The organism is Anthropogastromicrobium aceti, from assembly GCF_020687335.1.
Taxonomy (GTDB): domain Bacteria; phylum Bacillota; class Clostridia; order Lachnospirales; family Lachnospiraceae; genus Anthropogastromicrobium; species Anthropogastromicrobium aceti.
Genome location: NZ_JAJEQN010000001.1, coordinates 108,744 through 131,901 on the forward strand (window position 1 = coordinate 108,744; position 23,158 = coordinate 131,901).

Below are 23,158 nucleotides of genomic sequence, written 5' to 3' on the forward strand. Positions count from 1 at the left end.
CACCTGCCTTTTCTTAGCAAAATCATACCCCCTTGGGGTATATTTATCGTATGCCCCAAGAGAGTATTTGTCAAGTGCGAACTCTATTATTGAAATATTTTATCATCTGGCGCTGATGAATTGCTCTATTACAATATAGCTCTGGTATCATCAAATCTCAAGCTTATCAAAATACAGTTCCTTGCATTCTCTCAAATAGTCCATGCCCTTCTCGCCCATGAATGGAAGGTGGTGGGCAATCTGTGGTTTTCCAGAGAACGGGAAGCTTACACAGGTAAAATAAGTGTCCTGTGGCACGCAGCTTTCCATCACGCTATCGCCGAGCACCCACTGACCATGAAGCGTCTGATATAAATCAAGTCGATCTTTCTCCTTTGCATAGTAGGTAACGTCTGCATTTGGAGATTCAATTGCCTTTAGGCTATGACTGCAAATCATAGCAGTCGGTTCAATATCAAGCTCTCTCATTGCACCAGCTAATCCAAGTAATGTATCGTAATCAGCTTGAATAGTGGCCTGTGCCGGCTTTCTTCTCATGCTTGCCATTGGTCCACCGCCCATCGGCATCAAATCAGCCTGTTTTTCTTCGATGCGAGCAAGCAATTCTTCGTTGATTGGCTCTCCAATCACGGCCGAAATCTGCTTTAACCAGTCGATAGTTCCCTGATAACCATATGGTGCACCATAGACAAAAGGTGTCCCAAAGCGATCCTTTAAAATGTTTCCTGCTTCAAGCGCCTCATTTCGAATAATGAGATTAAGTCTTGCTGCCCCTGCCGTCTCAAGATCTTCAATATCAGATTCAAGTCCCATCACCATTCTACACTTCCAGCCAAATGCTTCACTCATCAGCTGCTGTAACTCCCACACGTCGGAACGGATTCGGTAGGAACCAGCCGACGCACCGATGATCTGATAAGTCTTTTCTTCTTTTTTATCACAATCCTTTGCGATTTGCTTTGCCAAAAGCTTATAGACAGCGCGAAGTCCGTAGGTATAATCACCGCGAAAACCTCCATCCTCAAAGGCAACTAATTTTGCATTTACCTTCTCTTGCATATAGCGGCAGACACCTTTGATGTCTGTTCCAATGACAGCAATAACGGCTGATGCCACAACGAAAATTACCTTTGGCGCATAGGTCTCATCAATCTCGACAATCGCCTTTTCCAATCGAGTGACATCTCCCATTATGACATCATCTTCACTGATATGAGTTGTAAAAAGAGACTGGCTAAGTCGAATGCCAAGCGAGCTGTAAAGGCCACCACCAAAATGAGTTGTTCCAGCCGGGCCGTACTCAAGTACAATCGCATTCTGAATCGGCATCAGGCTCCATATGATCGCCATGCGGTCGGACGCCGGCGGGTAAAATCTACATAAACTCATTTCATCCCTCCTTTTTGTGCCTGAACAAATGCATTCACAACCATCTCGTTCACCTCGAAGCCCAGCACATTGTAGGCCTGCATCATGCGAATCATCTGTGTGCCAGATTTTTTCATCTCTTTCGCATTTCCAGCTCCGATGTTAAATTGAGGTTTTAATACTGGATATAGATATTGCAAAGGTCCAATATTGGCTGCTCTTGTCACATATGGATCGCAGTGCGTCAAAATTTCTTTACGCCACTGTTCATCTTGTGCAGTCAAATCTGAGATTTGTAACAGAAGTGGCTCCATGCCAAGACTTGTCAGAAAACTATGAAGTTCATAATTACACAGAGCCGTATTGCCACTAAAATATGTTTTTCCTTTTAAAATCGGCTTTGCATTTTCTGTGCGCTCTTTGGCTTTCTGATGCCAATCGGAAAGCTTTTCTGGCATCTGTTTTTCCAGAATTTCAAACAATTCTTTATAAGCGTGATAGATTCGGTCAGGATCGCTATAGCGCTCAAATACCACATACGGTGTGCCAAACTTTTTTTTCATTTTCTTTGCAAGCGAAATACCCACTGGATGCACAACCAAATTGACAGCTGCCTGTGGTGCCGTTTCAATTTCCTCTACGCTGCTATTTCCCGGAAGCTGCATGCCAATTGGAATCGACTGTTCCTTAAGGACGCGATACACCTCTGTTTTTGTAAAGTCTCCCAGACGAAGTCCCAATACATTGACGCAGTTTGTTTTTTCTTGTGGCTGCATCATCTCGCAACAGACCTCTAATGTATGTTCAATTCCCGGAAGATGGTCATCTGTCTTAAAATTCTCTGCATGGACAACCATTACTGGAAAGCCATATTGATCTGAAAATAGATCAGCCATTGACTCCACATCATCACCTGTGATCTCCGGCACACATGTTGTGACTATGAAAACTGCCTTTGGATGATATTCCTCGTTTAACTCTTTCATTGCCTCTTCCAGCTTTTCCTGACAACCAAAGGTTACATCATGCTGCTCTAATACAACCGATACAATCTGACAGCCATCAGCTGACATACTTCCATTTCCAGATGTTGCCATCTTTGTGTAATAGGCACACTCATCTGGTCCAAGCACCAGCATTACGCTGTCTTTGATCGCACGGATTGTCAGCATTGCGCCCATCAGAGGACAATGATAGCCTGGAAACAGCGCGTAAGAAAGTGGCTCTACCTGCTTCATTTTATCGACCTGACTGAGTCTTTTCAGGTTTTGAAGCATCTTTTCTCCATTTAATCCCATATTTTTCTCCATTTTATTTTGCTTTTAAATCGCGGCATAGGCAAGTAACGGTTTTTCTCGTCCTGCCACATGCAAAATCTCACATTCTACCTGATAGACATCCTTCATCATCTTTGATGTGATCACATCCTGCGGCGCGCCTTCGCCATATTTTTCTCCATTTCGAATCACAATCACATGATCACTGACGTCCATCGCCTGTGCCAAATCGTGAAGCACCATGACAACGCCGATTCCTGTCTCACGATTGAGTTTTTTTACCAAATTCATCGTCTCTAGCTGATGGGAAATGTCCAGATAGGTTGTCGGTTCATCCAAAAACATAATCTCTGGCTTTTGTGCCAACACGGTTGCAATCCATACACGCTGCGTCTCACCACCTGAAATTTCATAAATGGACTTGTCACGAAATTTCCAAGTACCAGTCACTTCCATTGCCCAGCGAATGACTTCCTCATCCTCCTTGCTCTTTCCTGACATCAATTTCTGGTGTGGCATTCGCCCATAGCCGACAAGCTCTTTTACACGAAAGTCAGACGGAGCTGTATGGATCTGGGGCAACACGCCAAGTTTTTTGGCAAGTGACTTTGGCTTCATCGTCTGAATGTCACAGCCATCCAAAATGACACTTCCCTTCTGATAACGGATCAGTCTTGTCAGTGCCTTTAACAATGTCGACTTTCCAGAGCCATTTGGTCCAATGATCGTCGTGATTTTGTTTCTTGCAATTGACACATCCATCTGATTGACAATCACATGATCTCCGTATCCGATTTGCAATCCGCTTGCCTCAAGCTCCATTGAAACTACCTCTCTTTCTAAGCATGTATAAGAAGAACGGGCCTCCAAATACACTCATCATGACACCAACTGGAATCTCAGTTCCCGGCCAGATGCTTCTTCCCACCGTATCAGCAAGCAATACCATCACACTTCCACTTAAGATACTGGTTGGAAGCAATACCTTGTAGTCTGATCCGACTAACATTCTCGCAATATGAGGCGCCACCAGACCGACAAAGCCGATCATTCCAACTTCAGAAACTGTCGCTGCTGCCAAAAATGCAGAGACACCTGAAAGTGCAATTCGGCTCAAATTGACGCGAATACCCAAATTTTTTGCCATCTCATCGCCAAGCTGAAGCGCATTTGCATTTCGAATACAAAGACAAGCAAGCACAAGGCCAACCACAGCATACAGTGCCATCACACGCACCTGAGTCCAGTTTCCACCGGAAAAGCTTCCATTCATAAAGGATAAAACACCGCTCAAATTATCGCTATTTTGCAACTGTAAAAATGAATTATATCCGCCTAAAACTGAGTTGACTGCAACACCAGACAAAATAATTCTGACTGGATCTACGCCATCCTTCCATGCAAGCAGATAAATTAGCACACAGGCAAGTGCCGCACCACCAAATGCAAACAGTGGAACCGAGTAGGTGAGACTCGGAAACAGAAGTAGAATTGTGATTGCCGCTGCTCCTGCACCAGCTGACACACCGATTGTTCCTGGATCTGCAAGTGGATTTCTCATAACTGCCTGAAGAAGTGCGCCTGCCGCTGAAAGACACGCGCCCACCATAATGGCAAGCACAGCTCTTGGCAGTCGAAGATTGAAGACAATGATGCGAATCTTTCCGGCATTCTCATCCCAGAGGCCCCGAAGGACCTCTGGAAGCGGATAGCCAGAGCTTCCTATCGCAATACTTAAAAGAAACACGGCAGCCAAACTGGCAAGAAGAATTGCCCAAACAACACCTGTTCTTAACAGCTGATTGCCGCTTTTATTATTTTTATTGCTCTTACTTTTTCCCATTACTTTGTCTCAGCTTCAGAAGTAGATTCCTCTGCATCCTCTGAAACAGCCTCACTTGTCCCTTCCTCAGATGCATCTTCATCGACAGAGATTGTCTCAACCTCAATACCGTAAAAATCTGCAACAGTTCCAATCAGTTCATTGATGCAATCAACTACATTGATTCCTGCTGTTGACACATAGGATACTGGAAGATACAAAACTCTTCCCTCTGCGATTGCCGGAATGCTGTTCCAATACTCTGGATTCTGTGCAAATGCAGTCTCCATCAGCTCCTTGTGACCCTCTGCATCTTCTGCACCTACGCACATTACGATATCTGGATCATAGTCAAGTGCCTGCTCATAGTCTAACTGTACCATGGAAGACTGATCATTTGTATAAACATTCTCAAAACCAATCATCTTCGCCATGCTGCCAAGTGTTCCGTTCTCAGTCTGAATATAGTGTGCATCTCCGCTAGACTGAAGTACCATTACACTCTTGCCCTCAAATGCTTCCTTTGCAGCCTCTACATTCTTATCAAGTGCCTCAAAACGAGCCTGAATCTTTTCGCCTGCTTCCTTAGACTCCTCGTCTACAGCAAACGCATCAATCAGTGCATTGGTCTGACCAACAATAGACTCATATGGAACTGTGTGACCAGCATACAGATAGTAAACCGGAATGCCAAGAGACTCTAATGTCTTTCCTGCTGTGTCGGCACCATTGTAGGCAAGCAAAACCAGATCTGGATCTAAATCAACAACGCTCTCATAATCAAAGTCGTCTGGGCTCATCACAGAGAAGGAAACTGTTTCAGTGCTCTCCTTTAAATCCTCCGGCCAAGTCACAACCATGCTGTTTGGAATACCAACTAAGTTGACACCTAACTCATACAGTGCCAAAACTGGTGCTGTTGACAAAGAAACGACACGCTCCGGAACCTCATCTAATACGATCGGATCAGTATAACCAAGCTCCTGCATATCCTCTGGATACTCTAAGACAAACTTACCTTCTGTGCTCTCCTCCTTGCTCTCCACTACACTCTCAGTTTCTGCCTCGGAGGTTGTCTGCTCTGCAAATACACTTACTGAGCTAAGTGCGCTTGCTGCCATTGCTCCTGCCATAATTACTGCCTGAAACTTTGTATTCTTCATTTTCTTTTTTCCTTTCTGCCCGTAGGCTGCAATTTGCTACTTATCTTGTCATGCATCTGCAAGAATTCGGTCTGCAAGCTCATTGTAAACGCCCTGCATAACCGAGTCGGTCAGAAACTCAAATACGGTTCCTCCCTGATTCTCTGCCTCCTGAATTTCAGAAGAACGCGGCACATAACAGACTATCTGAGTTCCAATCTCTTGAACTGCCTTTTCGACAATCTCTCGCTCATTTTCAATGTTTTTTGCATTTAAAACCAGTCCGCGAAGCCGTGCATAGCCACGCTTTCCAAAATTCCGAATCGCACTGGCAATGTTGTTTGCCGCATATAGAGACATCATCTCGCCAGATGAGACCACATACACGTCCTTTGCATAGCCACCTCGAATCGGCATCGCAAAGCCACCGCATACAACATCTCCTAATACATCGTAAATGACAATATCCGGCTTGTAGGTTTCAAATGCCTCAAGCTCCTCTAACTTTTCAAATGCGGAAATAATGCCTCTTCCTGCACAGCCAACTCCTGGTGTCGGTCCACCTGACTCTACACACAGCACACCGCCAAAACCTTCAAATACAATATCATTCAGGGTAAGCTCTTCCCCTTTTGCCTTAATTTGCTCAAGAACAGTCGGAATGCGCTTTCCACCCATCAGATTTTTGGTTGAATCTGCCTTTGGGTCACATCCAATCTGCATGACACGATAGCCCTTCTTTGCAAGTGCAGCAGATAAATTCGATGTCGTTGTTGACTTTCCAATACCGCCCTTGCCATAGATCGCAATCTTTCTGATATTCTCTGTGTTCATTATGCCTCCCTTTGGTTAGTTATTCCTAACAGTAGAAGATACTATATCATATCTTTCCAAATCCTGTCAAGCACAGAAAACGCAAAAAAGCAACTTTAGTTAGTTTTATATAACCAAAGTTGCTTTTATCTAATTATTTTCTATTCTTTGCACAATAAAATAAATCCAAGCTTGTAAAACAGATAAAACCGTTTATGAGGACCAATTTAGAATCTGGTTTGATCCAAATCAATACGGATTTTTCGCATCGGATGGCATTCTCCAGTCTCCGCGCGGTGATAATGATACAGTACCGACCTTAGGACCATCTGGCAGACAGGAGCGCTTGAACTGCTGCGCATAGAAACGTCTAAAGAAGTTATCGAGTGTTGATCTAATCTCCTCTTTTGTCACGTTCTTCTGTGCAAATGCTATCTCTGCAAGCTTTTGAATCTTCTCTTTTGTGAAGCCATTTCTGACAAAGTGATACAAGAAGAAATCATGCAGATCGTACTTTCCAATCGTTGCCTCGGTTGACTGGGCAATGTTTCCCTCGGCATCTGGCGGCAGAAGTTCTGGACTGATGATTGTGTCACAGATAGATTCGAGCGTATCATGGACAGCTGGATGAAGCTCAGCATAAGCGCGCACCAGATATTTAACAAGTGTCTTCGGTACGCTGACATTTACTGCATACATAGACATATGATCACCATTATAAGTACACCAGCCAAGAGCCAACTCAGACATATCACCTGTTCCAACTACGATACCGCCCTCTTTGTTTGCGATGTCCATCAAAATCTGGGTACGCTCTCTTGCCTGCGTGTTCTCATATGTGACATCATAGCTATCGCGTTTGTGACCGATATCTTCAAAGTGCTGCAGACATGCATCTGTAATGTTGATCATACGAATAGTAATGCCAAGCTGCTCCATTAATTTCCATGAATTAGTCTTTGTAAGATCAGTTGTTCCAAAACCCGGCATGGTAATTCCGATGATATCTGTAAGCGGCCAGCCAAGCATATCATATGCTTCTTTAATGACAAGGAGAGCCAGTGTTGAGTCAAGACCACCTGATACACCTATTACACACTTGCGGATGCCAATCTTTGTCAGACGCTCTGCAAGACCTGTCGCCTGAAGGCGCATGATCTCTTTGCATCTTCCGGCACGCTCTGCCTCTGATGGAACAAATGGATATGGATTTAATGATTCTGGCCAATGTGCTACGCTGCTTGTCTGCGTATGGAGTCTTACATAACCTTTTCCATTTGATGCCATCTGCGAATATCTTGCTGCAGCATAGGAAATACTGTTATTCTTTATTCGGTCGTTATTAATTCGCTCCAGATCAATAAGTGCCTCTGTCGCTTCTTTGTTGCTGTCCGCCAGAATTGTTCCATTTGCTGCAATAATATTATGACCTGAGAAAATCAGATCAGTTGTACTCTCGCCACTTCCCGAAGAACAATATACATAAGCACACATATTAGTACCGGACTGCATGCGAACTAAATCTCTGCGATACTCTGGTTTCGTTACAACATCATTTGATGCTGACAGATTTGCAATCACATTTGCTCCTGCTGATGCATGAAATGAACTCGGTGGAATATTAACCCACAGATCTTCACATATCTCGCATGCAAGGCGCATACCATTTCGTCCCTCAATAATAAGATTCGGTGTGAATGGGAATGTTCGTTCACCATTCAGTGAAGCGCCTTCATCATAGAAAATTTCATCATAGCTAATCGTATCTGAAAAACGCTGATCTGCTCCTGCAAACCATCTCTTTTCGTAGAACTCCTTATAATTAGGTACAAATGTCTTCGGCACAATACCAAGCAGCTCATTGCCTTTAAAAATCAGCGCGGTATTAAACAGCATGCCGTCCTTTCTAAGCGGGGCTCCAACTGCAATAAGTGTATCTGACTGCGGCAGATTATCACATAGATACGTGATTGCCATTCTGCACTGTTCATCCATAAAGGACTGCAAAAACAGGTCACCACAGCTGTAACCACTTATTGAAAGCTCGCCAAACACAATAAGGTCTGGATTTTTCGCCTCATACTGCTTTACCTGCCTTACAATCTCCTTTGCATTCTCCATTGGTCTTCCCAGCGACGTTTTCATATGAACTGCCACTGCTTTTATATAGCCGCTCTTACTCAATGCCATTTGTACACCTCTCTATTTCTTTTCATTTTTCGTTCCCAGTTTGATTGTCACACGATTGATGTGTCCTGCTCAGATGCAGAAATCTTTTCTAAGTCCGACACAATCTCATCTGGCACAAACTCTCTCCACTTTCCATCACCTGATTTTAAACTGTCACGCACTTTTGTCGCACTAAAATCTGGATAGATTCTCGGCTCATGACTAACCAAAATTCGATCGCGACGCTCACTTAAAAATGGAATTTCTTCAATCATTTTCTCAGGCTCATCTCCATCTCTTGGAATCACCAAAATCTTAGAAAGTGTAAAAATTCCTTCTGGATTATACCAAGTTGAAAGCTCTGAAAGCTTATCGGTACCACAGACATAGACAAGCTCAGTCTCCTGTCCATAACGATCTCTTAAATACTGCATCGTATCATAGGTTCTTGCGCTTGTCTTTCCAAATACCTCGCTGTCCTCACACAAAAATCCATGTGGCTTTACTGCTTTTTCTAGCAGCAAAAGTCGCTTTTTTCCCGACAGGATCTCTTTTTTCTCCATCGACTTCCATGATGTCAAAAAGTGATCTGGTGCCGGGATATATAAAATCTGCCAACCTGGCAGTTCTTTACTCGCGATCTGTCCGATCTCTACATGAGCCTTTGTTACCGGGTTAAAAGACCCGCCAATGATTGCAAATTTTTTCACCGACTTTTGCTCCCTTCTGTTTCGCTATCTGTTATTACGATACTTACGAATTACTCTGTTGCAAAGCAAGCTTATACAGTTCTGATATTGTGAAGCATGCTCATCTTCATCTCGTAGTAATCCGGGCTCATATCAATGTAATGCTTATGCGGATTCTCGAAACGCTGCTCCTCTTCCCAGATCTCATTGTCAAGCTGTTTCTTTACATAAGCCTGAAGTTCCTGAAGCGTCTTTGTCTTTGTCAGGCGCTTTCCACCCTCAATTACCTTATGAAGAAGTGGCTTTGCAGTGCAATTCTCATAGCTTCGATTCTTCCATGGCTTCTCAGGATCTACGTAGCGATACGGTGTGCTAAAATCAACTTTCTCGTCAAAACCAGTAATCAGATCTGCCACTGCATGACCTTCCTCATCATATACACGATATACACTCTTTAGTCCCGGATTAGTGATCTTTTCAACTGTCTCAGAAACCTTAATTCTCGGTGCAAATTTACCATTTTCCTCAACTGCGCAGATCTTATAAACAGCGCCAAAAACAGGATCAGTCTTTGCTGTAATCATGCGCTCACCAACACCAAAGCTATCGATGCAGCCGCCCTGAGAAAGAATAGAAGTGATTGTATATTCATCTAAGCTGTTTGATACAACGATCTTTGCATCGGTAAAGCCTGCCTTGTCAAGCATCTTTCTTGCCTTTCTGGACAGATATGCAAGGTCGCCGCTGTCAAGACGAATGCCATAACGTGTCAGCGGGATTCCTGCATCCTTCATCTCCTGAAATACCTTGATTGCATTCGGAACGCCAGACTTTAAAACATCATATGTGTCAACAAGAAGTGTACAATTATTTGGGAATACCTTTGCATAACTTCTAAAAGCTGTCAGCTCATCGCTGTGTTCCATTACCCAGCTGTGTGCATGAGTTCCGCCAACCGGAATACCAAACATCTGGCCTGCGCTAACTGTTGCAGTACCATTTACACCACCAATGTAGGAAGCACGAGCACCGTAGATCGCTGCATCCATGTTGTGTGCACGTCTTGCACCAAAATCAGATACACCGCGTCCTGCCGCTGCCTTTACGATTCTTCTTGCCTTTGTAGCAATAAGACTCTGATGATTGATCTGGGCCAAAATTGCAGTCTCAACAAGCTGTGCCTCAATTAACGGTGCAACAACTGTTACAACTGGCTCATTTGGATACATGATCGTTCCCTCTTCAAATGCATAAACATCTCCATGGAAGCGGAAATTCTTTAAATAAGTAAGAAAAGCCTCATCAAACAGATTTAATGAACGGAAGTATTCAACATCCACATCATCAAAATGCATATTTTCCAGATACTCGATCACCTGCTCAAGTCCGGCAAAAATAGAAAATCCGCCACCATCTGGGTTCTTACGGTAAAATACATCAAATGCGACCTTCTTCTCTGTATCATTTTCCTTGAAGTATCCGTATGCCATTGTCATTTCATACAGATCCATCATCATTGTTATATTTCTTGATTCAAACTGTGTCATTTTCTTTCGCGCCTTCCATCATTCTTTCTTTTTGGCTATTTCAGGAAATATCATTACCATTCCCTTAACACCCTATGATACCTGTGATTGAAAAGAACGTCAAGGTTTTTTGCTGTGATTTGCTCATAAAAAGCAAATAAAATGTTACTGTTCATGCGTAATGTAACGAAAGCCCTTAGGTGTAATGGTTTCATGAAATCCATTCACCTTCGGGCTAAACATCTATTTAGATATTCTTTTTGTCATAAATATAGCAAGAAGCAATGTGACAGCCTCTGCTGCTGGAAATGCCATCCATACACCTGTGATGCCAAGAAATGTCGGAAGTACTAGTGCGAAAATAATGATTGCAATTATTCCTCTGCTGATTGCTACGATTGAAGACTCTTTTGCATGATCAGTAGCACTTAAAAAGCCTGCACAAATGATATTGATTCCGGCTGCAAAAAATCCAATAAAATAAATACGTATTCCTGGAATAGCATAAGCTGCTAGCTGTGCAGATTGTTCACTGTTAAAGGCACTTGTTATATCTGCTGCAAAAAACCATACTCCTGCGATAAGAACAATTGCAAGAACAATTCCTGTTACTATACTTTTTACAAGAATCTGATGCTTTTCATGTTCTTCTCCACTCGCATGCGCCTCACTTGCAAGAGGCTGAAGTCCCTGGGAAACACCGTTGAAAATAGCTGTACCTACAAGTGCTGTATTGGCAATTACACCGTAAGCAGCAACTGCTGTATTTCCATCAAGTCCCAGAAGGACAAAATTAAAGACCATCGTTGTAACTGCACTTGCAATCTCTCCGACAAAGGCAACTACGCCAAGACTGCAGGATGAGATAAGCATTCTTACAGATGGCACCATAAAATGAAATGATACGCTACTTTTTGGTGACAGATAGTGCACCATACAAATCAAAATACTTACAATTGGTGAAACTGCTGTTGCAAGAGCTGCACCTGTCATACCCATTCCAAGCGGAAACATAAATACATAGTCAAACACAATATTAAACAAACTGCTAAGAAGCGTTGCTGCCATAGCAATATGCGGGGCATTATCATTTCTCACAAATGCAGTAAATGCATAATTCATCATGAAAAATGGTGTAAAGCATAATACTATACGGGTATATGGCATACCAATTGATTCAATTACTGTATCAGCACCCATCACTCGCATAACTTGTCCTGGAAAAAACAGTCCTGCAGCGATAAAAATTACACTAACAATCACATCCCATATCAATGCATTTGAAAAATATTTTTTTGCCTCCTGCTGACCAGTCGCCTTTGCCAATGCGTAACGAATAGCAGAACCTGTTCCAATCATGGAACCAATCGCAAAAATAATACCATAAATTGGCAGTGCCAGATTTAGTGCAGTAATACCATTTGTACCCTGTGCTGTTGCAATAAAAAAAGTATCTGCTAAAATGTAGCATGATATTCCTACCATTGCCAATATATTTGGCGCGATATACTGGTATAAGCGTTTTTGTTTCACAAAATCTTCCTCCTGTTAAAAGTAAATTCAAAGCTATTTTTTTCAAAAGATGGGGGCTACCTTTCGGCAGCCCTCATTCTTATTGTTATCGATACTGGCGGATAATCCGCTGTATACTCTTTTCTGTAAGATAATATTTCTGGGATAATCGCGGGACACTTTCGCCCTCTCTATGCTCCCTGCAAATGGCACTGTTGCGCGCATCCAGCTCCTGTCTTGCCTGTGTGCGCTCGCCCCAGCCCTTTCGATGCTCCAGCTTTCTCGGAATATAAATATTTTCTCCGTCCACGTACTGCTGAATCACCTCGATTAATTCTCTTGGCAGGATCTCCTCTGCCTTTCTATAGCTCATGCCTTCCTCTCATTCTGCGCTGCGGCTGCAGCGGCTTTCCGTGCGGTACTATTCACCGGAAAGCAATGGCTATACAAAACAATTTTCTCACAATTGTCTTTTTGCATTAGCCACTGCTATGCGTCGCACCAATCCTTTGCTTCCACTTCAAACGCCACCGTTCGTTTCTTTATAATTAACATAATGCAATCCTCCTTTTCGCTCTTTTTCGTTTTTTGGTCTTGTTCGTGTTGTTGGCTTGACCCTTCAACGTTATCTGTGTCATTATACCATATTTTCTTTTTTATTACCAGACCTTATTTCTTTTAAGAAATATCTTTGCTCATTGAACTGTTACATTTTACAAAAGCCCTAAGGTGCAATGGTTTCGTCGCCGGACCAAATTCTTCTTTCCAATCAATGCTTTCCATGGTATACTGAGTTTACATGAAACTTACTAAGATTGGAGAATTACTATGAGCAATTTAACTGCTGATATTCAAGCCTCTATTTTAAAGGCAAAAAATTATGTGGATGCGCTTACTATAAACTCTTCATGCAACATTCCAAAGGAAGTCGTTTCTGATGAGCACAAGTTTTTTTCATGGGATAATGAGAAGCGTACTCCTTCTGTCAAACCATATCTGTTTGACTGGAGCTATTACAATGGTGTTGTGATGGAAGGTCTATATGATACATACGAGGCACTACCAGATGAGGGTGCTGAATATAAGAATTATGTATTAGAATATTTGAATGCAATGCTTGTGACTGATGAAAATGGAGTACATCATTTAAACCGCAGCCTTGCAGGATATGTAGATCACCACGGTGCTGACTGCTATAAGACCGCTGCGCTAGTCATGAAGGCTTTTGATGAAAATCCAGCTTACGCTGAGGTTATGGCTGAACTCTACCGCGATCTGACTGATCCAAAGCACGTCAATTCAAAGGGTGATGTTATAGTTGAAAAATATACAGAAGAAGCTCTTGGTGAGAATTACTGGCACTGCTGGGCTGGCGGACAGCCACCTAAGTATAAGGTATGGCTCGATGGTATCTATATGCTGCAGCCGTTTTTGGCTCACTATGCTGCAAAAATTGGCGATACAAAGCAGCTTACTATTATCAATGAGCGCTTGAACTGGGTTGCTGATGTTATGCTTGCTCCTAATGGAATGTATTATCATGCATGCAACAGCCGTGAGGATGTATGCGCGTACCACTGGACCCGCGCAATGGGCTGGTATGCAATGGCAATGGTTGATGTGATGGAAGTGCTACCAGAATGCTATCTGGAAGAAAGAAAAGCTGCATTAAAGCTCTTTGCTGATGGCATGTTAAAGTATCAGGATGAATCTGGTCTGTGGGCAAATTTAGCGGATCAGCCTGTCACCGAGACAAATCGTCTTGAGGTCAGTGGTACTGCAATGATGATTTACATGCTGTTAAAGGGTGTAAGAAAGGGTTGGCTTAACGAGTCCTACCGCGAACCTGCTATCAAAGCATTTAACGCAATTGTAAATACTAAGCTTCACGACAATGTACTGGAAGATATTTACTTAAAGGCAAGTGCAAACAATACCAATAATTATGAGATTCCAGAATATTATCTGCCAGATGAGGGCAAAGGAAGTGGTCCTTTTATTATGGCGTATTCAGAGATGTTATATTTATGAGAGAAAGGCGGCCCAGATTGGACCGCCCTTTTTTGATATACTTAGCACCCTCTCAAAATGCGAACTGTGTCAGTGACTGCCTCGATGATTGTCTCTACCTCTTCTGGTGTGTTTTCATAGTCAAGTGTCAAGCGAAGGGATCCTCTTGCTGTCTGTGGATCTCGTCCAATTGCAAGAAGCACATGGCTTGGATCTAAAAAGCCCGATGTACACGCTGAACCTGAAGAAGCACAAATTCCTTTATTGTCAAGTAATAGTAATAGCCCCTCTGCCTCGGTATCCAGAAAGCAGAAGTTTACATTTCCTGGAAGGCGTCTTATTTCGTCTCCGTTTAATAGCGCACCTGAAATTTTCTTTAGTCCTGCTATCAGCTGGTCGCGAAGCTTTGTCACATAGATGGAGCGCTCTTTTTGAAGTGCACAAGCTTCCTCTAATGCCGCTGCCATTCCCACAATTGCAGGCAAATTTTCGGTTCCAGCTCGCTTTCCTCTCTCCTGTTCGCCACCTTCGATCAGATTGGTCAAAAATACACCTGTTTTTGCGTACAACACTCCGATTCCCTTTGGACCGTTAAATTTATGGGCCGATAAAGACAGCATATCAATCTGATCTTCTTTTACATTAATAGGAAGATGACCTGCTGCCTGTACCGCATCGGTGTGAAACAGCACACCATTTTGTCTGCACACTGCTCCGATCTCACCAATTGGCTGAATAGTTCCTATCTCATTGTTTGCATACATAATAGTCACAAGTGCCGTGTCTGGTCGAATTGCCTTTTCAAGCTGATTTGGGTCTACGATTCCAGACTCTCCCACATCAAGAAGAGTGATTTCAAATCCTTCTTTTTCTAATTTTTTTAATGTATGCAAAACAGCATGATGCTCGAATGCAGTTGAGATGATATGCATCTTGCCCTGTCTCTTTCCAATCGCTGCTGCCGATAAAATTGCCTGATTATCAGCCTCGCTTCCGCCTGAAGTAAAATAAATTTCCTTTGGAAGACATCCTAAACAACGTGAAATTCTTACGCGCGCATCCATCAGCACACCAGATGCCTGCTGTCCCGGTGTATATAAGCTTGACGGATTGTACCAATTTTCTTCTATTGCAGACAGCATCGCCAACTTTGCCGTCTCGCTCATCTTTGTTGTTGCCGCATGATCCGCATAAATCATAAACCACTGCTTCCTTTCTGTACGAACCTCATTTCAATGATTCGCCTATCAGTATTAGCTTACCCTTACAATAAGCGGCTGTCAATTCATTTTTCTTGCAAAATTTACAATGCAAAATCCTCCCTGACATAAGATACCAAATACAAATACATAGTATCTTCATCAGGAAGGATTCTAAGTTCATGAAAAGCCCTTTGTTAAATTTCAGGCTGCCTATTACTTATTCTTTATGTGACTCATTCCACAACTTCTCTGCTGATGGAGTCCAGTTCTTTGCATACTCATCGCACTTGCTGCAAAGATGCTCTGCACTCTCTGGGCTTTGCATATCAGTTGATTTTGCCTGTGTCTTTGCTACCATCTCGCGTAATTTCTGCGGATTCTCAAGCATTGGACATGGGCGAAGATGATTTTCGTTAAATGGCTGATTCTCATGATATGCCATAAATAACGGAGACTGCAGACACTCAAGAAGTGTCTTCTCACGAATGTTGCTGTCAGAGTAATGAATAAATACACAAGGATCTACATCACCATTTGCATTGATATGCAGATAACGGCGTCCTCCAGCTACACATCCTCCAACATACTCGCCATCATTCTGGAAGTCGATTGCAAAGAGCGGCTTTGTACGTCTGCAATAACGAACACGGTCATACATCATCTCTCTCTGAGCTGGTGTCGGCATAAGCTGCGTTACTGCATCATTTCCAACTGGCATATAGTGGAAATACCATGCAAATAATACACCTTTATCAACAAGCCAATCATAAAACTCATCACTGCTGATACTGTCGCAGTTTGCACTTGTATAACAGCATGAAACACCAAATGGAAGCTTCTTCTCCTTTAACAGCTTCATTGCCTTTTCTACCTTCTCGTAGGAGCCTTTTCCTCGTCTGCCGTCATGTGCTGCCATATCACCTTCTACACTGATTGCTGGAACAAAATTCTTTACGCGAAGCATATCATCAGCAAAAGCCTCATCAATCAGCGTTGCGTTTGTAAATGAAAGGAAAATACAATCAGAATGCTTCTTACACAGTGCAATCAGATCATTCTTTCTGACAAGCGGCTCACCGCCGGTATAAATATAGAAGTAAATGCCAAGCTCTTTTCCCTGTTCAATAATGCTGTCAATCTCATCAAATGTAAGATTTAATTTATTGCCGTACTCAGCAGCCCAGCATCCTGTACAATGCAGATTACAAGCAGATGTCGGGTCAAGAAGAATAGCCCACGGAATATTGCAATTATATTCAGCTCTTAACTTCTCCTGTTTTGGCCATCCAAGAATAGCTGCATTTAAGAAGAAGTTTGAAAATACTGTCTTCACAACCTCTGGATCAACCTCTTCAATGACACGCATGATCAGCTGATACATATTTGATTCTGGATGATCTAAAATATCCCATATTACCTTTCTTTGCTCCTCAAAGCTATCTGGACCTTCTCCTGCAATGCGGTCCACCCAGGTCATAAGCTTCCTTAAATTATCCTTTGGATTCTTCTCAATATAACGGTATGCAGTGGCAATACCCATTTTCTTTAATTCCTGTCCAAACATATCGATTCCTCCCATCTCTTGATTGCAATTCGTATTTTGTGAACTGTAATCCTTCGTGGCTGCATCTTTTGTATAAATGCTATTGCCTTTGAATTGACTTTATTGTACCTATTGTTGGAAATAAAAGGAATAGACAAAAAAAAGCACTCTGTTTAAATTTAAACAAAGTGCCTGTTTTGTCTAGCTAATTTTTTTTATTTTTTTCTCCTGCCGGTCGCAATGCCTTACGATCCTTGTTTTCAAATGCCTTCAAACTTTGTGCTATGTACTGGCTAGAGCCCGTCATGACATACATGATCTTTTCAATATCACCTGTCATCTCACTAATCTCCATGCCTGTCTGAATCCATCGCATCACAAGATCCACCCAGAACAAATCATACATGCGAATCATAAATTCGCGGTTTTCCTCAGAAATATCCACATCCTGAATATATTCAGTAAGAATTTCTTCTACAGCCGGCCGAAAATAATTTTGCATAAAACGGTCAATCTGCATAGGGTTTACAGAATAAAATGCATTCAAAATAAGACGTCTATTATCTTCCTTATTCAGTTCATCAATTACAGCATGAAGCCTATCCTGCCAATTTTTCTTTTCTGCTGTTTCTTTTCTGACGCGCTTTCCTTCTTCCACAAAAATCCATTCCAATAATTCATAAATATCCTGAAAGTTATAATAAAAGGTCTGGCGATTTACACCGCAGGTAGCCACCAGCTCTTTTACTGTGATTTTATCTAATGTTTTTTTCTCCAGCAGCTCTTTTAAACCGTCCGCCAGAAGTTTTTTTGTCGCTATAGCCATGAAAAACCCCTTTCCAAAAAGCGGTAAATCGCTTCATATAGCAAGTATACCGCCATTTTCGAAAAGAGGCAAGTTAAATTCCTATAAACACTTTTGCGCTTACTCCGCAAAAATCACATAGTTTTCTTTTCTCGGTGCAGCTGTTGGCTCTTCACAGTCAGCATAACCTAAAATACAATGACCGATGCCTTCATAATCACCTGTAATGCCTAAATCTTTTAAGATCTGCTTTCCTTCTGGGCTTTCAAATTCTTCTTTTGCACGGTGGATCCAGCAGCTTGCTATGCCTAGCTCATGTGCGGCTAACATCAGATTACCCATGACAAGGCTTCCATCGTAAACATAAGTGCCATAATTTTTATTTGCCAGAACGATTAAAACTACTGGTGCACCGTAAAATGGATCGCTGTTTGATCCCATAACCTGTGCATTCATTTTGGAAAGACGATCTCTAAGTTCTTTGTTTGTAACGGCAATAATGATTGGAGACTGCTTGCCCATGCCAGTTGCAGCGTATGTTCCAGCCTCTGCAATCTTCTCAATAATTTCCTTCGGAACCATATCCGGCTTATATTTGCGGATACTTCTTCTTGTTTTCATGTTCTCTAATACCTGATTTTTTTCTCCACTCATTTTGTTTTCCTCCTAATTTTCTAGCTGTTCATCGCCATTTTAACAAATCAAGGAAGTCCCCTGCTTCAATTGCGAAGAGCAATAAGCAGTAGGTGGGGACTTGCTTGTATCAGGAGGGGTACAAGCCCCTCCTGATAAACTGCGAAGCAGTTATTTGGTTATGAGCAAGTAGCGAAGCGGATTGCGAATATCCGCTTGACTGGCAGGTGACAATCATGTTTGCTCGCTCAAAAGTCCCAAGAGAAGCTTCGCTAATCCTGCAAGCTGTCCTGCACTTTCAGATGCGGCTGGAAGCATTAGCTGTGTTTGCTGTATTTTCATAATATAATCTACAAGCGCGGCCTCACTTGACTTTGGATCATTTACGGCGCGTCTTAGCCATTCCCTGCAAAGCATAAAAAGCAGACCGCTGTTTTTATAAAGTGCGGCGGCAAGTCCTTCCTCACTCTGATTTTCGATAAGATCAATCACAAACGCATCCTGGTACATATTTTCCGTTGTCTGACTATGTCTGATAAAAGGAACAATTCCCAAAGAAGAATCCTCATCACGATAACATGCCGTAATTTGCCCTTTATTATAAGGAAAGATGGTCGATAACACTTCATTGCAAACTGATGCCAATAACTGCGCAAGCTGTTTTTTCTCTGAACTCTCACTGCACATAATTGTAAGCTGCAAAAAAACTGTCTCGTACTGATCAGGCTGTCTAAATACTGATTTTTCTTCATATTCCTCATGTATCATATGATCATAATCAGAAAGACTCCTTGTTTCTGCAAGAAAATAAACACCCCTGCATGTTCGTTTTATCTTTGCCTCACAAAGCTGCATACGCCAATTGTTTTGCTCAAGCTTGCTTCCAAGCGGCGCCACATCTTCCATTTCATAGACCATATCCGGCAGGCGAATCATTTCTGGTCGAGTGCTGATAAGCTTTTTCTCTGTGTCTCTCCTTGTCAAAATTGCCTCTGCTGCTGCATCGCTTAAGCGAACTTTCCATTTGCCATGCGGCCAGGCTGGCTCCTCCTCAAATGAAAAGATATCATAGATGTTTTGCACCGGATAGTCTGGAAGAACAGCTGACAATACGTTTTTTAGAAACTCCTCTGTTGATGCATGCTCCATACCAAAGCGCTTTTTTTGTCTGATAAGCCAACTCTCAGGCACCCCATTTTCTGCCTTCATTAAAAGAAGTAATCTTCTGTAAAGACCTGCCTGTGATACAACAAGCCATGGAACTAATTCTCTGCTTTCCTCATTAGATGCTTCTTTTTCCCAGTCAGCTTGATCTTCAACATCGCCTCCTGCATAATAAACAAGTGCTTCTTTTTCCTGTGCGCTCATTGTACAGTCTAAAAATAAATACTGAATCGAAGATTTGCTGCTCCTTTGTGAAAAATCCTGACTAGCCATCTGTCTCCAAAGAGCAAAAAAAGCATCTGCCTGTGTCGTATCTGCCAGAAAACGATGTGAATCAGACAAAATGACGAATCCAACCTGAAAAAACCACTGCGGCCAAATTTGCTGTAAATTTGTATGTAAAAATTCATCCGCATCTGCCACAAGTATATCAATATCTTCGCGATTCTTCAAGTGTATTGATTCACCAATTCTAATCAAGCAAATTTCACCAAATCGTCCTGTAAGCATATCAGTTAAAGTCATCTGCCAATGCAATTTTTCTTCTTTTCCTCTGCATAGAAAGACTACTCTGTGGCGTCTTTGAAAGCATTCATACAGATAATCTGGAAGCACCATTTTCAAATCACTTCTAGATGCCACCCTCAGATTAACACCCAAAAGCAATCGCTCATACGATGCTTGCTTTTTTTCAGCTTTTTGTGTTGCTGACTCTTGTGGTGCTCCCTGTTCAAGTGACCATTTGACATCATAGCTAAGTGCTCTGCCAACACCAGCCATTACAAGACTAATCAAAAACGTAAGCCTAAAAAAGCCGTATAACCACTGTGTTTTTCTTATATAAGAAAACTCTGGAATTTTCACATACACTGCAATCAGTCCGCACACAATTTGAATAAAAAATAAAACGAGCATCGCACTGCTAAGATTCCAGATCCATTTACCAAGTATAGTTGTAAATGGACGTTTTCTCATTTTTTCTTTGATATATATGGCTGCATTTTGCACGCATGTCAATTTGCTCATAAGTAAAATAAACCACCAAATCAAAAGACCAGCAATGCATACTGCAAAATTAATCATCAGTATATAAAAAAGAAAGTATAAAACCTGCGGATTGCTTCCAGACAAAAAATTTGTTTTTATATAAGAAAACAATGCTGTCTTTTTCATTGACTGATACATGCCTTCGCTTCCAATTCCGCACGCAAATACAGCCACAACACCAAAAATTCCATAGCAGACAGCTGCCGCTGCTCCCTGAATCTTGCTTCCTGCCTTTATGAGCCTCTTTACTGAAACAATCAGAGACAAATCAAGTGCCAGAAATAATAAAGCAAAAATAATCGTCACAATTTCTTTCACCTTCCTTGCCCCCTTTCAATCTCATTTTCTGTCCAAACTGGCCAATAGCATTCGTTTCCAAGCTCTTTTTGACTATAATCCATTGGCTGCACAATGCGTGATGCAATCGCTGCATCTTCTGTTTGTACAGTCACATGATTATTCTGCTCAAACCCAAATGAATCCAGCAAATCTAAAATGCGCTTGATGTTCGCAAGATGCCATGCACGCGCTGATATCTGCTCATTTTTGCCTTGATTTTTTTGTGCCTGATCATTCTTAAACTGCTGCTTATTAAATTCACACAGCCATTCATTCAGACAATTTTCATAATCCTGTGCTCTAAATTGATACGCCTTCAAAACTTGCTCTATCTGGTTTTGCAAATGTGCATAGCTCTTACGAATCTCCTTCATAAAATAGCCAGAAATATTAAAACTGCCCACCGCCAGAAAAATAATGATAACAGCCATAGCGCAAAGACCTGCATACACAGACTGTACGCCTTCGCCCTTATGGACTGGAAAATAGACACCTGCAGCAAATGCCATGCAGCCGCACAGATACAAAAATGATGGCAAGAATCCTGTAAGCTTTGCGCAGTGCACAAGAAACTGCATATCTTGCTTCCATTTTGTGATCATTTCCTTTGCAGATGCTTCTGTCTTTTGCTTCTGTATTTTTTTTGTTTGAATAGATGCTTCGCTTAGCTTATTTACTGATGATACTGATTCAAAACCAATTGAAGCAGACTGCTCTATCTCCCGATAAAGTGTCTTCGCTGCCGCCTTTTGATATGCCACAAGCTCATCCTCTAAACCATCTGTTGTCTTAAAAAGAATATCAGAGGCCTGCTCTATACGCTCCTTCATCTCACTTTTCTTTCCTTCTTTTAAAGAAAGCTCACAGATGTCAAGCTGCATCTTTACATTTTTTAAATGCTCCTGATATTCCTGCGGTGCACTTGGAACCATCAAAGGTTCTATACGAATCCTTTGTTCCTGCTCAAAAGATGTTTCTTGGTCATTTGATGCATATAAGTCTGCATGCTCTGCCTGAATTTCACGTATGATCTGCTGACGTTTTTTTCTAAGCTGATATCGGTATCCATCCAGAACATCCAAAAAGTGTTCCTGCAATTGTTTGGCTGCACGAGGATCTCCATGTGTCAAATAACGCTGTATGCTTTCTTGTGTGATTTCTTTTTGCATACACAAAAGCTCCACAAGCCCAAACATAGCAAGTGTACTCGCCTGGCTGCTATTTGCTGCAACCGACCAATAAATAACTTCACATACACGCCCTATCTGACTTCCTTCGATTACACTTCTAAGACGATGGCTTATATATTCGCCATAATTGTCATCTGATATTTCATCTAGCGAATCTATATTATCAATCTGTGGAAGTTCCTCCTCTGGCATTCTCATTTTCTCGTCAAGCAACTTTTCTTCCTCTATTACAGAAAGAATCCTTCTTTGAAGCCATGTCTGTGAAGATTCCCTCTTTGCGTTAAGCACTGCAACATTAAGCGCCTGAAAAAGAGTATTCTCCCACTCCTTAGGAGTAAGCACTGATGGCAGTCCAAAGCTGTCTACCATGACATATGAATTTTTCTCACCAGACATATCTTCATGATCACTCTGATCATTTTGTATCGCCTCACAAGCAGCCTGCAGACTTACTAAAAAGGATCTAAGACCTTCCTGTTCCTCCTCCCAGCTGCTTATCTGCTGTGCACTTCCAAAATATTCCTGCTCAGACTGAAAAACAATTTTTATTTTTCTTGTATACGATGAAGTCAGTACAGATGTCATACCAGACTGCTCAAGTGCTCTTGCTGTGAGTGTCTTTGCATATAGTGTTGTGTCATGCCATATAAGCTGAGCATTCATCTGATGTCTTGATGCTCTTTTATGTTTTCTTACACATACGATGACCTGATAATCATTATCTTCAAACTCGCGGCGGTTTATATGCGCTGCAATTTGTGAAAATACATCTGTCAGTGACTCAAATGTCCATTTTGCCTCAAACAGCTCTATCTTTTGCTTTGCTGCAGGCTCATAGAAAAAAATACCATAATTTTCCTGATGAATACACGCTTCCACATTCACCACATACAGCATTTTTTCACCC

18 protein-coding genes are annotated in these 23,158 nt (G+C 42.0%); 1 reads left to right on the forward strand and 17 read right to left on the reverse strand.

The window, feature by feature from the left end; all coding sequences use genetic code 11:
* Window positions 1–150: 150 nt before the first annotated feature.
* The 11 genes from LKD48_RS00435 to LKD48_RS00485 all read right to left on the reverse strand — a co-directional run bounded on the left by LKD48_RS00435 (window position 151) and on the right by LKD48_RS00485 (window position 12,691).
* Entirely contained in the window at window positions 151–1,389 is a 1,239-nt protein-coding gene (locus LKD48_RS00435) for a nitrogenase component 1 (protein ID WP_308730811.1), read from the reverse strand.
* Window positions 1,386–2,678, reverse strand: a complete 1,293-nt coding sequence (locus tag LKD48_RS00440) for a nitrogenase component 1 (protein WP_308730812.1) — start codon at window positions 2,676–2,678, stop codon at window positions 1,386–1,388. Before LKD48_RS00440 ends, LKD48_RS00435 begins: the two co-directional genes overlap by 4 nt.
* Window positions 2,679–2,690: 12 nt before the next feature.
* A complete protein-coding gene (locus LKD48_RS00445) occupies window positions 2,691–3,467 on the reverse strand; it encodes an ABC transporter ATP-binding protein (RefSeq protein WP_308730813.1) in 777 nt (258 codons plus the stop codon).
* Window positions 3,457–4,488: a FecCD family ABC transporter permease gene (locus tag LKD48_RS00450; protein WP_308730814.1), complete on the reverse strand. Its 1,032-nt coding sequence runs from the start codon at window positions 4,486–4,488 to the stop codon at window positions 3,457–3,459. Before LKD48_RS00450 ends, LKD48_RS00445 begins: the two co-directional genes overlap by 11 nt.
* Window positions 4,488–5,630, reverse strand: coding sequence for an ABC transporter substrate-binding protein (locus LKD48_RS00455; RefSeq protein WP_308730815.1), 1,143 nt, complete (start codon window positions 5,628–5,630; stop codon window positions 4,488–4,490). The genes LKD48_RS00450 and LKD48_RS00455 overlap by 1 nt, the downstream gene beginning before the upstream one ends.
* Window positions 5,631–5,678: 48 nt before the next feature.
* Window positions 5,679–6,428, reverse strand: a complete 750-nt coding sequence (locus LKD48_RS00460) for a nucleotide-binding protein (RefSeq protein WP_308730858.1) — start codon at window positions 6,426–6,428, stop codon at window positions 5,679–5,681.
* Between the two features lie 243 nt (window positions 6,429–6,671).
* Window positions 6,672–8,612 carry an NAD(+) synthase gene (locus LKD48_RS00465; RefSeq protein ID WP_308730816.1) on the reverse strand — a complete coding sequence of 647 codons (1,941 nt, stop codon included), beginning with the start codon at window positions 8,610–8,612 and terminating at the stop codon, window positions 6,672–6,674.
* Between the two features lie 47 nt (window positions 8,613–8,659).
* On the reverse strand, window positions 8,660–9,301 hold the full coding sequence (locus LKD48_RS00470) for a nicotinate-nicotinamide nucleotide adenylyltransferase (RefSeq protein WP_308730817.1): 642 nt from the start codon (window positions 9,299–9,301) through the stop codon (window positions 8,660–8,662).
* A gap of 71 nt (window positions 9,302–9,372) precedes the next feature.
* Window positions 9,373–10,827 (reverse strand): nicotinate phosphoribosyltransferase, encoded by a 1,455-nt coding sequence (locus LKD48_RS00475; protein WP_308730818.1) that lies wholly within the window; start codon window positions 10,825–10,827, stop codon window positions 9,373–9,375.
* A 222-nt stretch (window positions 10,828–11,049) separates the two neighbouring features.
* Window positions 11,050–12,339 (reverse strand): MATE family efflux transporter, encoded by a 1,290-nt coding sequence (locus LKD48_RS00480; protein WP_308730819.1) that lies wholly within the window; start codon window positions 12,337–12,339, stop codon window positions 11,050–11,052.
* Window positions 12,340–12,424: 85 nt separating this feature from the next.
* Window positions 12,425–12,691: a CD3324 family protein gene (locus tag LKD48_RS00485; protein WP_308730820.1), complete on the reverse strand. Its 267-nt coding sequence runs from the start codon at window positions 12,689–12,691 to the stop codon at window positions 12,425–12,427.
* A 455-nt stretch (window positions 12,692–13,146) separates the two neighbouring features.
* Between LKD48_RS00485 and LKD48_RS00490 the strand changes: the two genes are divergently transcribed.
* Window positions 13,147–14,349 carry a glycoside hydrolase family 88 protein gene (locus LKD48_RS00490; RefSeq protein ID WP_308730821.1) on the forward strand — a complete coding sequence of 401 codons (1,203 nt, stop codon included), beginning with the start codon at window positions 13,147–13,149 and terminating at the stop codon, window positions 14,347–14,349.
* A gap of 41 nt (window positions 14,350–14,390) precedes the next feature.
* Here the strand turns inward: LKD48_RS00490 and LKD48_RS00495 are convergent, their stop codons facing one another.
* From LKD48_RS00495 to LKD48_RS00520, 6 genes are all read right to left on the reverse strand, one after another.
* Complete coding sequence (locus LKD48_RS00495) at window positions 14,391–15,527, reverse strand: cysteine desulfurase family protein (RefSeq protein WP_308730822.1); 1,137 nt, start codon at window positions 15,525–15,527, stop codon at window positions 14,391–14,393.
* Window positions 15,528–15,747: 220 nt separating this feature from the next.
* On the reverse strand, window positions 15,748–17,094 hold the full coding sequence (locus tag LKD48_RS00500) for a radical SAM/SPASM domain-containing protein (protein WP_308730823.1): 1,347 nt from the start codon (window positions 17,092–17,094) through the stop codon (window positions 15,748–15,750).
* Between the two features lie 184 nt (window positions 17,095–17,278).
* Entirely contained in the window at window positions 17,279–17,899 is a 621-nt protein-coding gene (locus LKD48_RS00505; protein ID WP_262538037.1) for a TetR/AcrR family transcriptional regulator C-terminal domain-containing protein, read from the reverse strand.
* Window positions 17,900–17,998: 99 nt separating this feature from the next.
* Window positions 17,999–18,532, reverse strand: a complete 534-nt coding sequence (locus tag LKD48_RS00510) for a nitroreductase (protein WP_118613907.1) — start codon at window positions 18,530–18,532, stop codon at window positions 17,999–18,001.
* Window positions 18,533–18,745: 213 nt separating this feature from the next.
* Entirely contained in the window at window positions 18,746–21,040 is a 2,295-nt protein-coding gene (locus LKD48_RS00515) for a hypothetical protein (RefSeq protein ID WP_308730824.1), read from the reverse strand.
* On the reverse strand, window positions 21,037–23,148 hold the full coding sequence (locus LKD48_RS00520) for a hypothetical protein (RefSeq protein ID WP_308730825.1): 2,112 nt from the start codon (window positions 23,146–23,148) through the stop codon (window positions 21,037–21,039). Before LKD48_RS00520 ends, LKD48_RS00515 begins: the two co-directional genes overlap by 4 nt.
* Window positions 23,149–23,158 lie beyond the last annotated feature (10 nt).

What these genes read in the sequence shown, in the direction of transcription:
- LKD48_RS00435 (WP_308730811.1), bottom strand. Translation starts at nt 1,389, where the DNA reads ATGAGTTTATGTAGATTTTACCCGCCGGCGTCCGACCGCATGGCGATC.
- LKD48_RS00440 (WP_308730812.1), bottom strand. Translation starts at nt 2,678, where the DNA reads ATGGAGAAAAATATGGGATTAAATGGAGAAAAGATGCTTCAAAACCTG.
- LKD48_RS00445 (WP_308730813.1), bottom strand. Translation starts at nt 3,467, where the DNA reads ATGGAGCTTGAGGCAAGCGGATTGCAAATCGGATACGGAGATCATGTG.
- LKD48_RS00450 (WP_308730814.1), bottom strand. Translation starts at nt 4,488, where the DNA reads ATGGGAAAAAGTAAGAGCAATAAAAATAATAAAAGCGGCAATCAGCTG.
- LKD48_RS00455 (WP_308730815.1), bottom strand. Translation starts at nt 5,630, where the DNA reads ATGAAGAATACAAAGTTTCAGGCAGTAATTATGGCAGGAGCAATGGCA.
- LKD48_RS00465 (WP_308730816.1), bottom strand. Translation starts at nt 8,612, where the DNA reads ATGGCATTGAGTAAGAGCGGCTATATAAAAGCAGTGGCAGTTCATATG.
- LKD48_RS00475 (WP_308730818.1), bottom strand. Translation starts at nt 10,827, where the DNA reads ATGACACAGTTTGAATCAAGAAATATAACAATGATGATGGATCTGTAT.
- LKD48_RS00485 (WP_308730820.1), bottom strand. Translation starts at nt 12,691, where the DNA reads ATGAGCTATAGAAAGGCAGAGGAGATCCTGCCAAGAGAATTAATCGAG.
- LKD48_RS00490 (WP_308730821.1), top strand. Translation starts at nt 13,147, where the DNA reads ATGAGCAATTTAACTGCTGATATTCAAGCCTCTATTTTAAAGGCAAAA.
- LKD48_RS00495 (WP_308730822.1), bottom strand. Translation starts at nt 15,527, where the DNA reads ATGATTTATGCGGATCATGCGGCAACAACAAAGATGAGCGAGACGGCA.
- LKD48_RS00500 (WP_308730823.1), bottom strand. Translation starts at nt 17,094, where the DNA reads ATGTTTGGACAGGAATTAAAGAAAATGGGTATTGCCACTGCATACCGT.
- LKD48_RS00505 (WP_262538037.1), bottom strand. Translation starts at nt 17,899, where the DNA reads ATGGCTATAGCGACAAAAAAACTTCTGGCGGACGGTTTAAAAGAGCTG.
- LKD48_RS00510 (WP_118613907.1), bottom strand. Translation starts at nt 18,532, where the DNA reads ATGAGTGGAGAAAAAAATCAGGTATTAGAGAACATGAAAACAAGAAGA.
- LKD48_RS00520 (WP_308730825.1), bottom strand. Translation starts at nt 23,148, where the DNA reads ATGCTGTATGTGGTGAATGTGGAAGCGTGTATTCATCAGGAAAATTAT.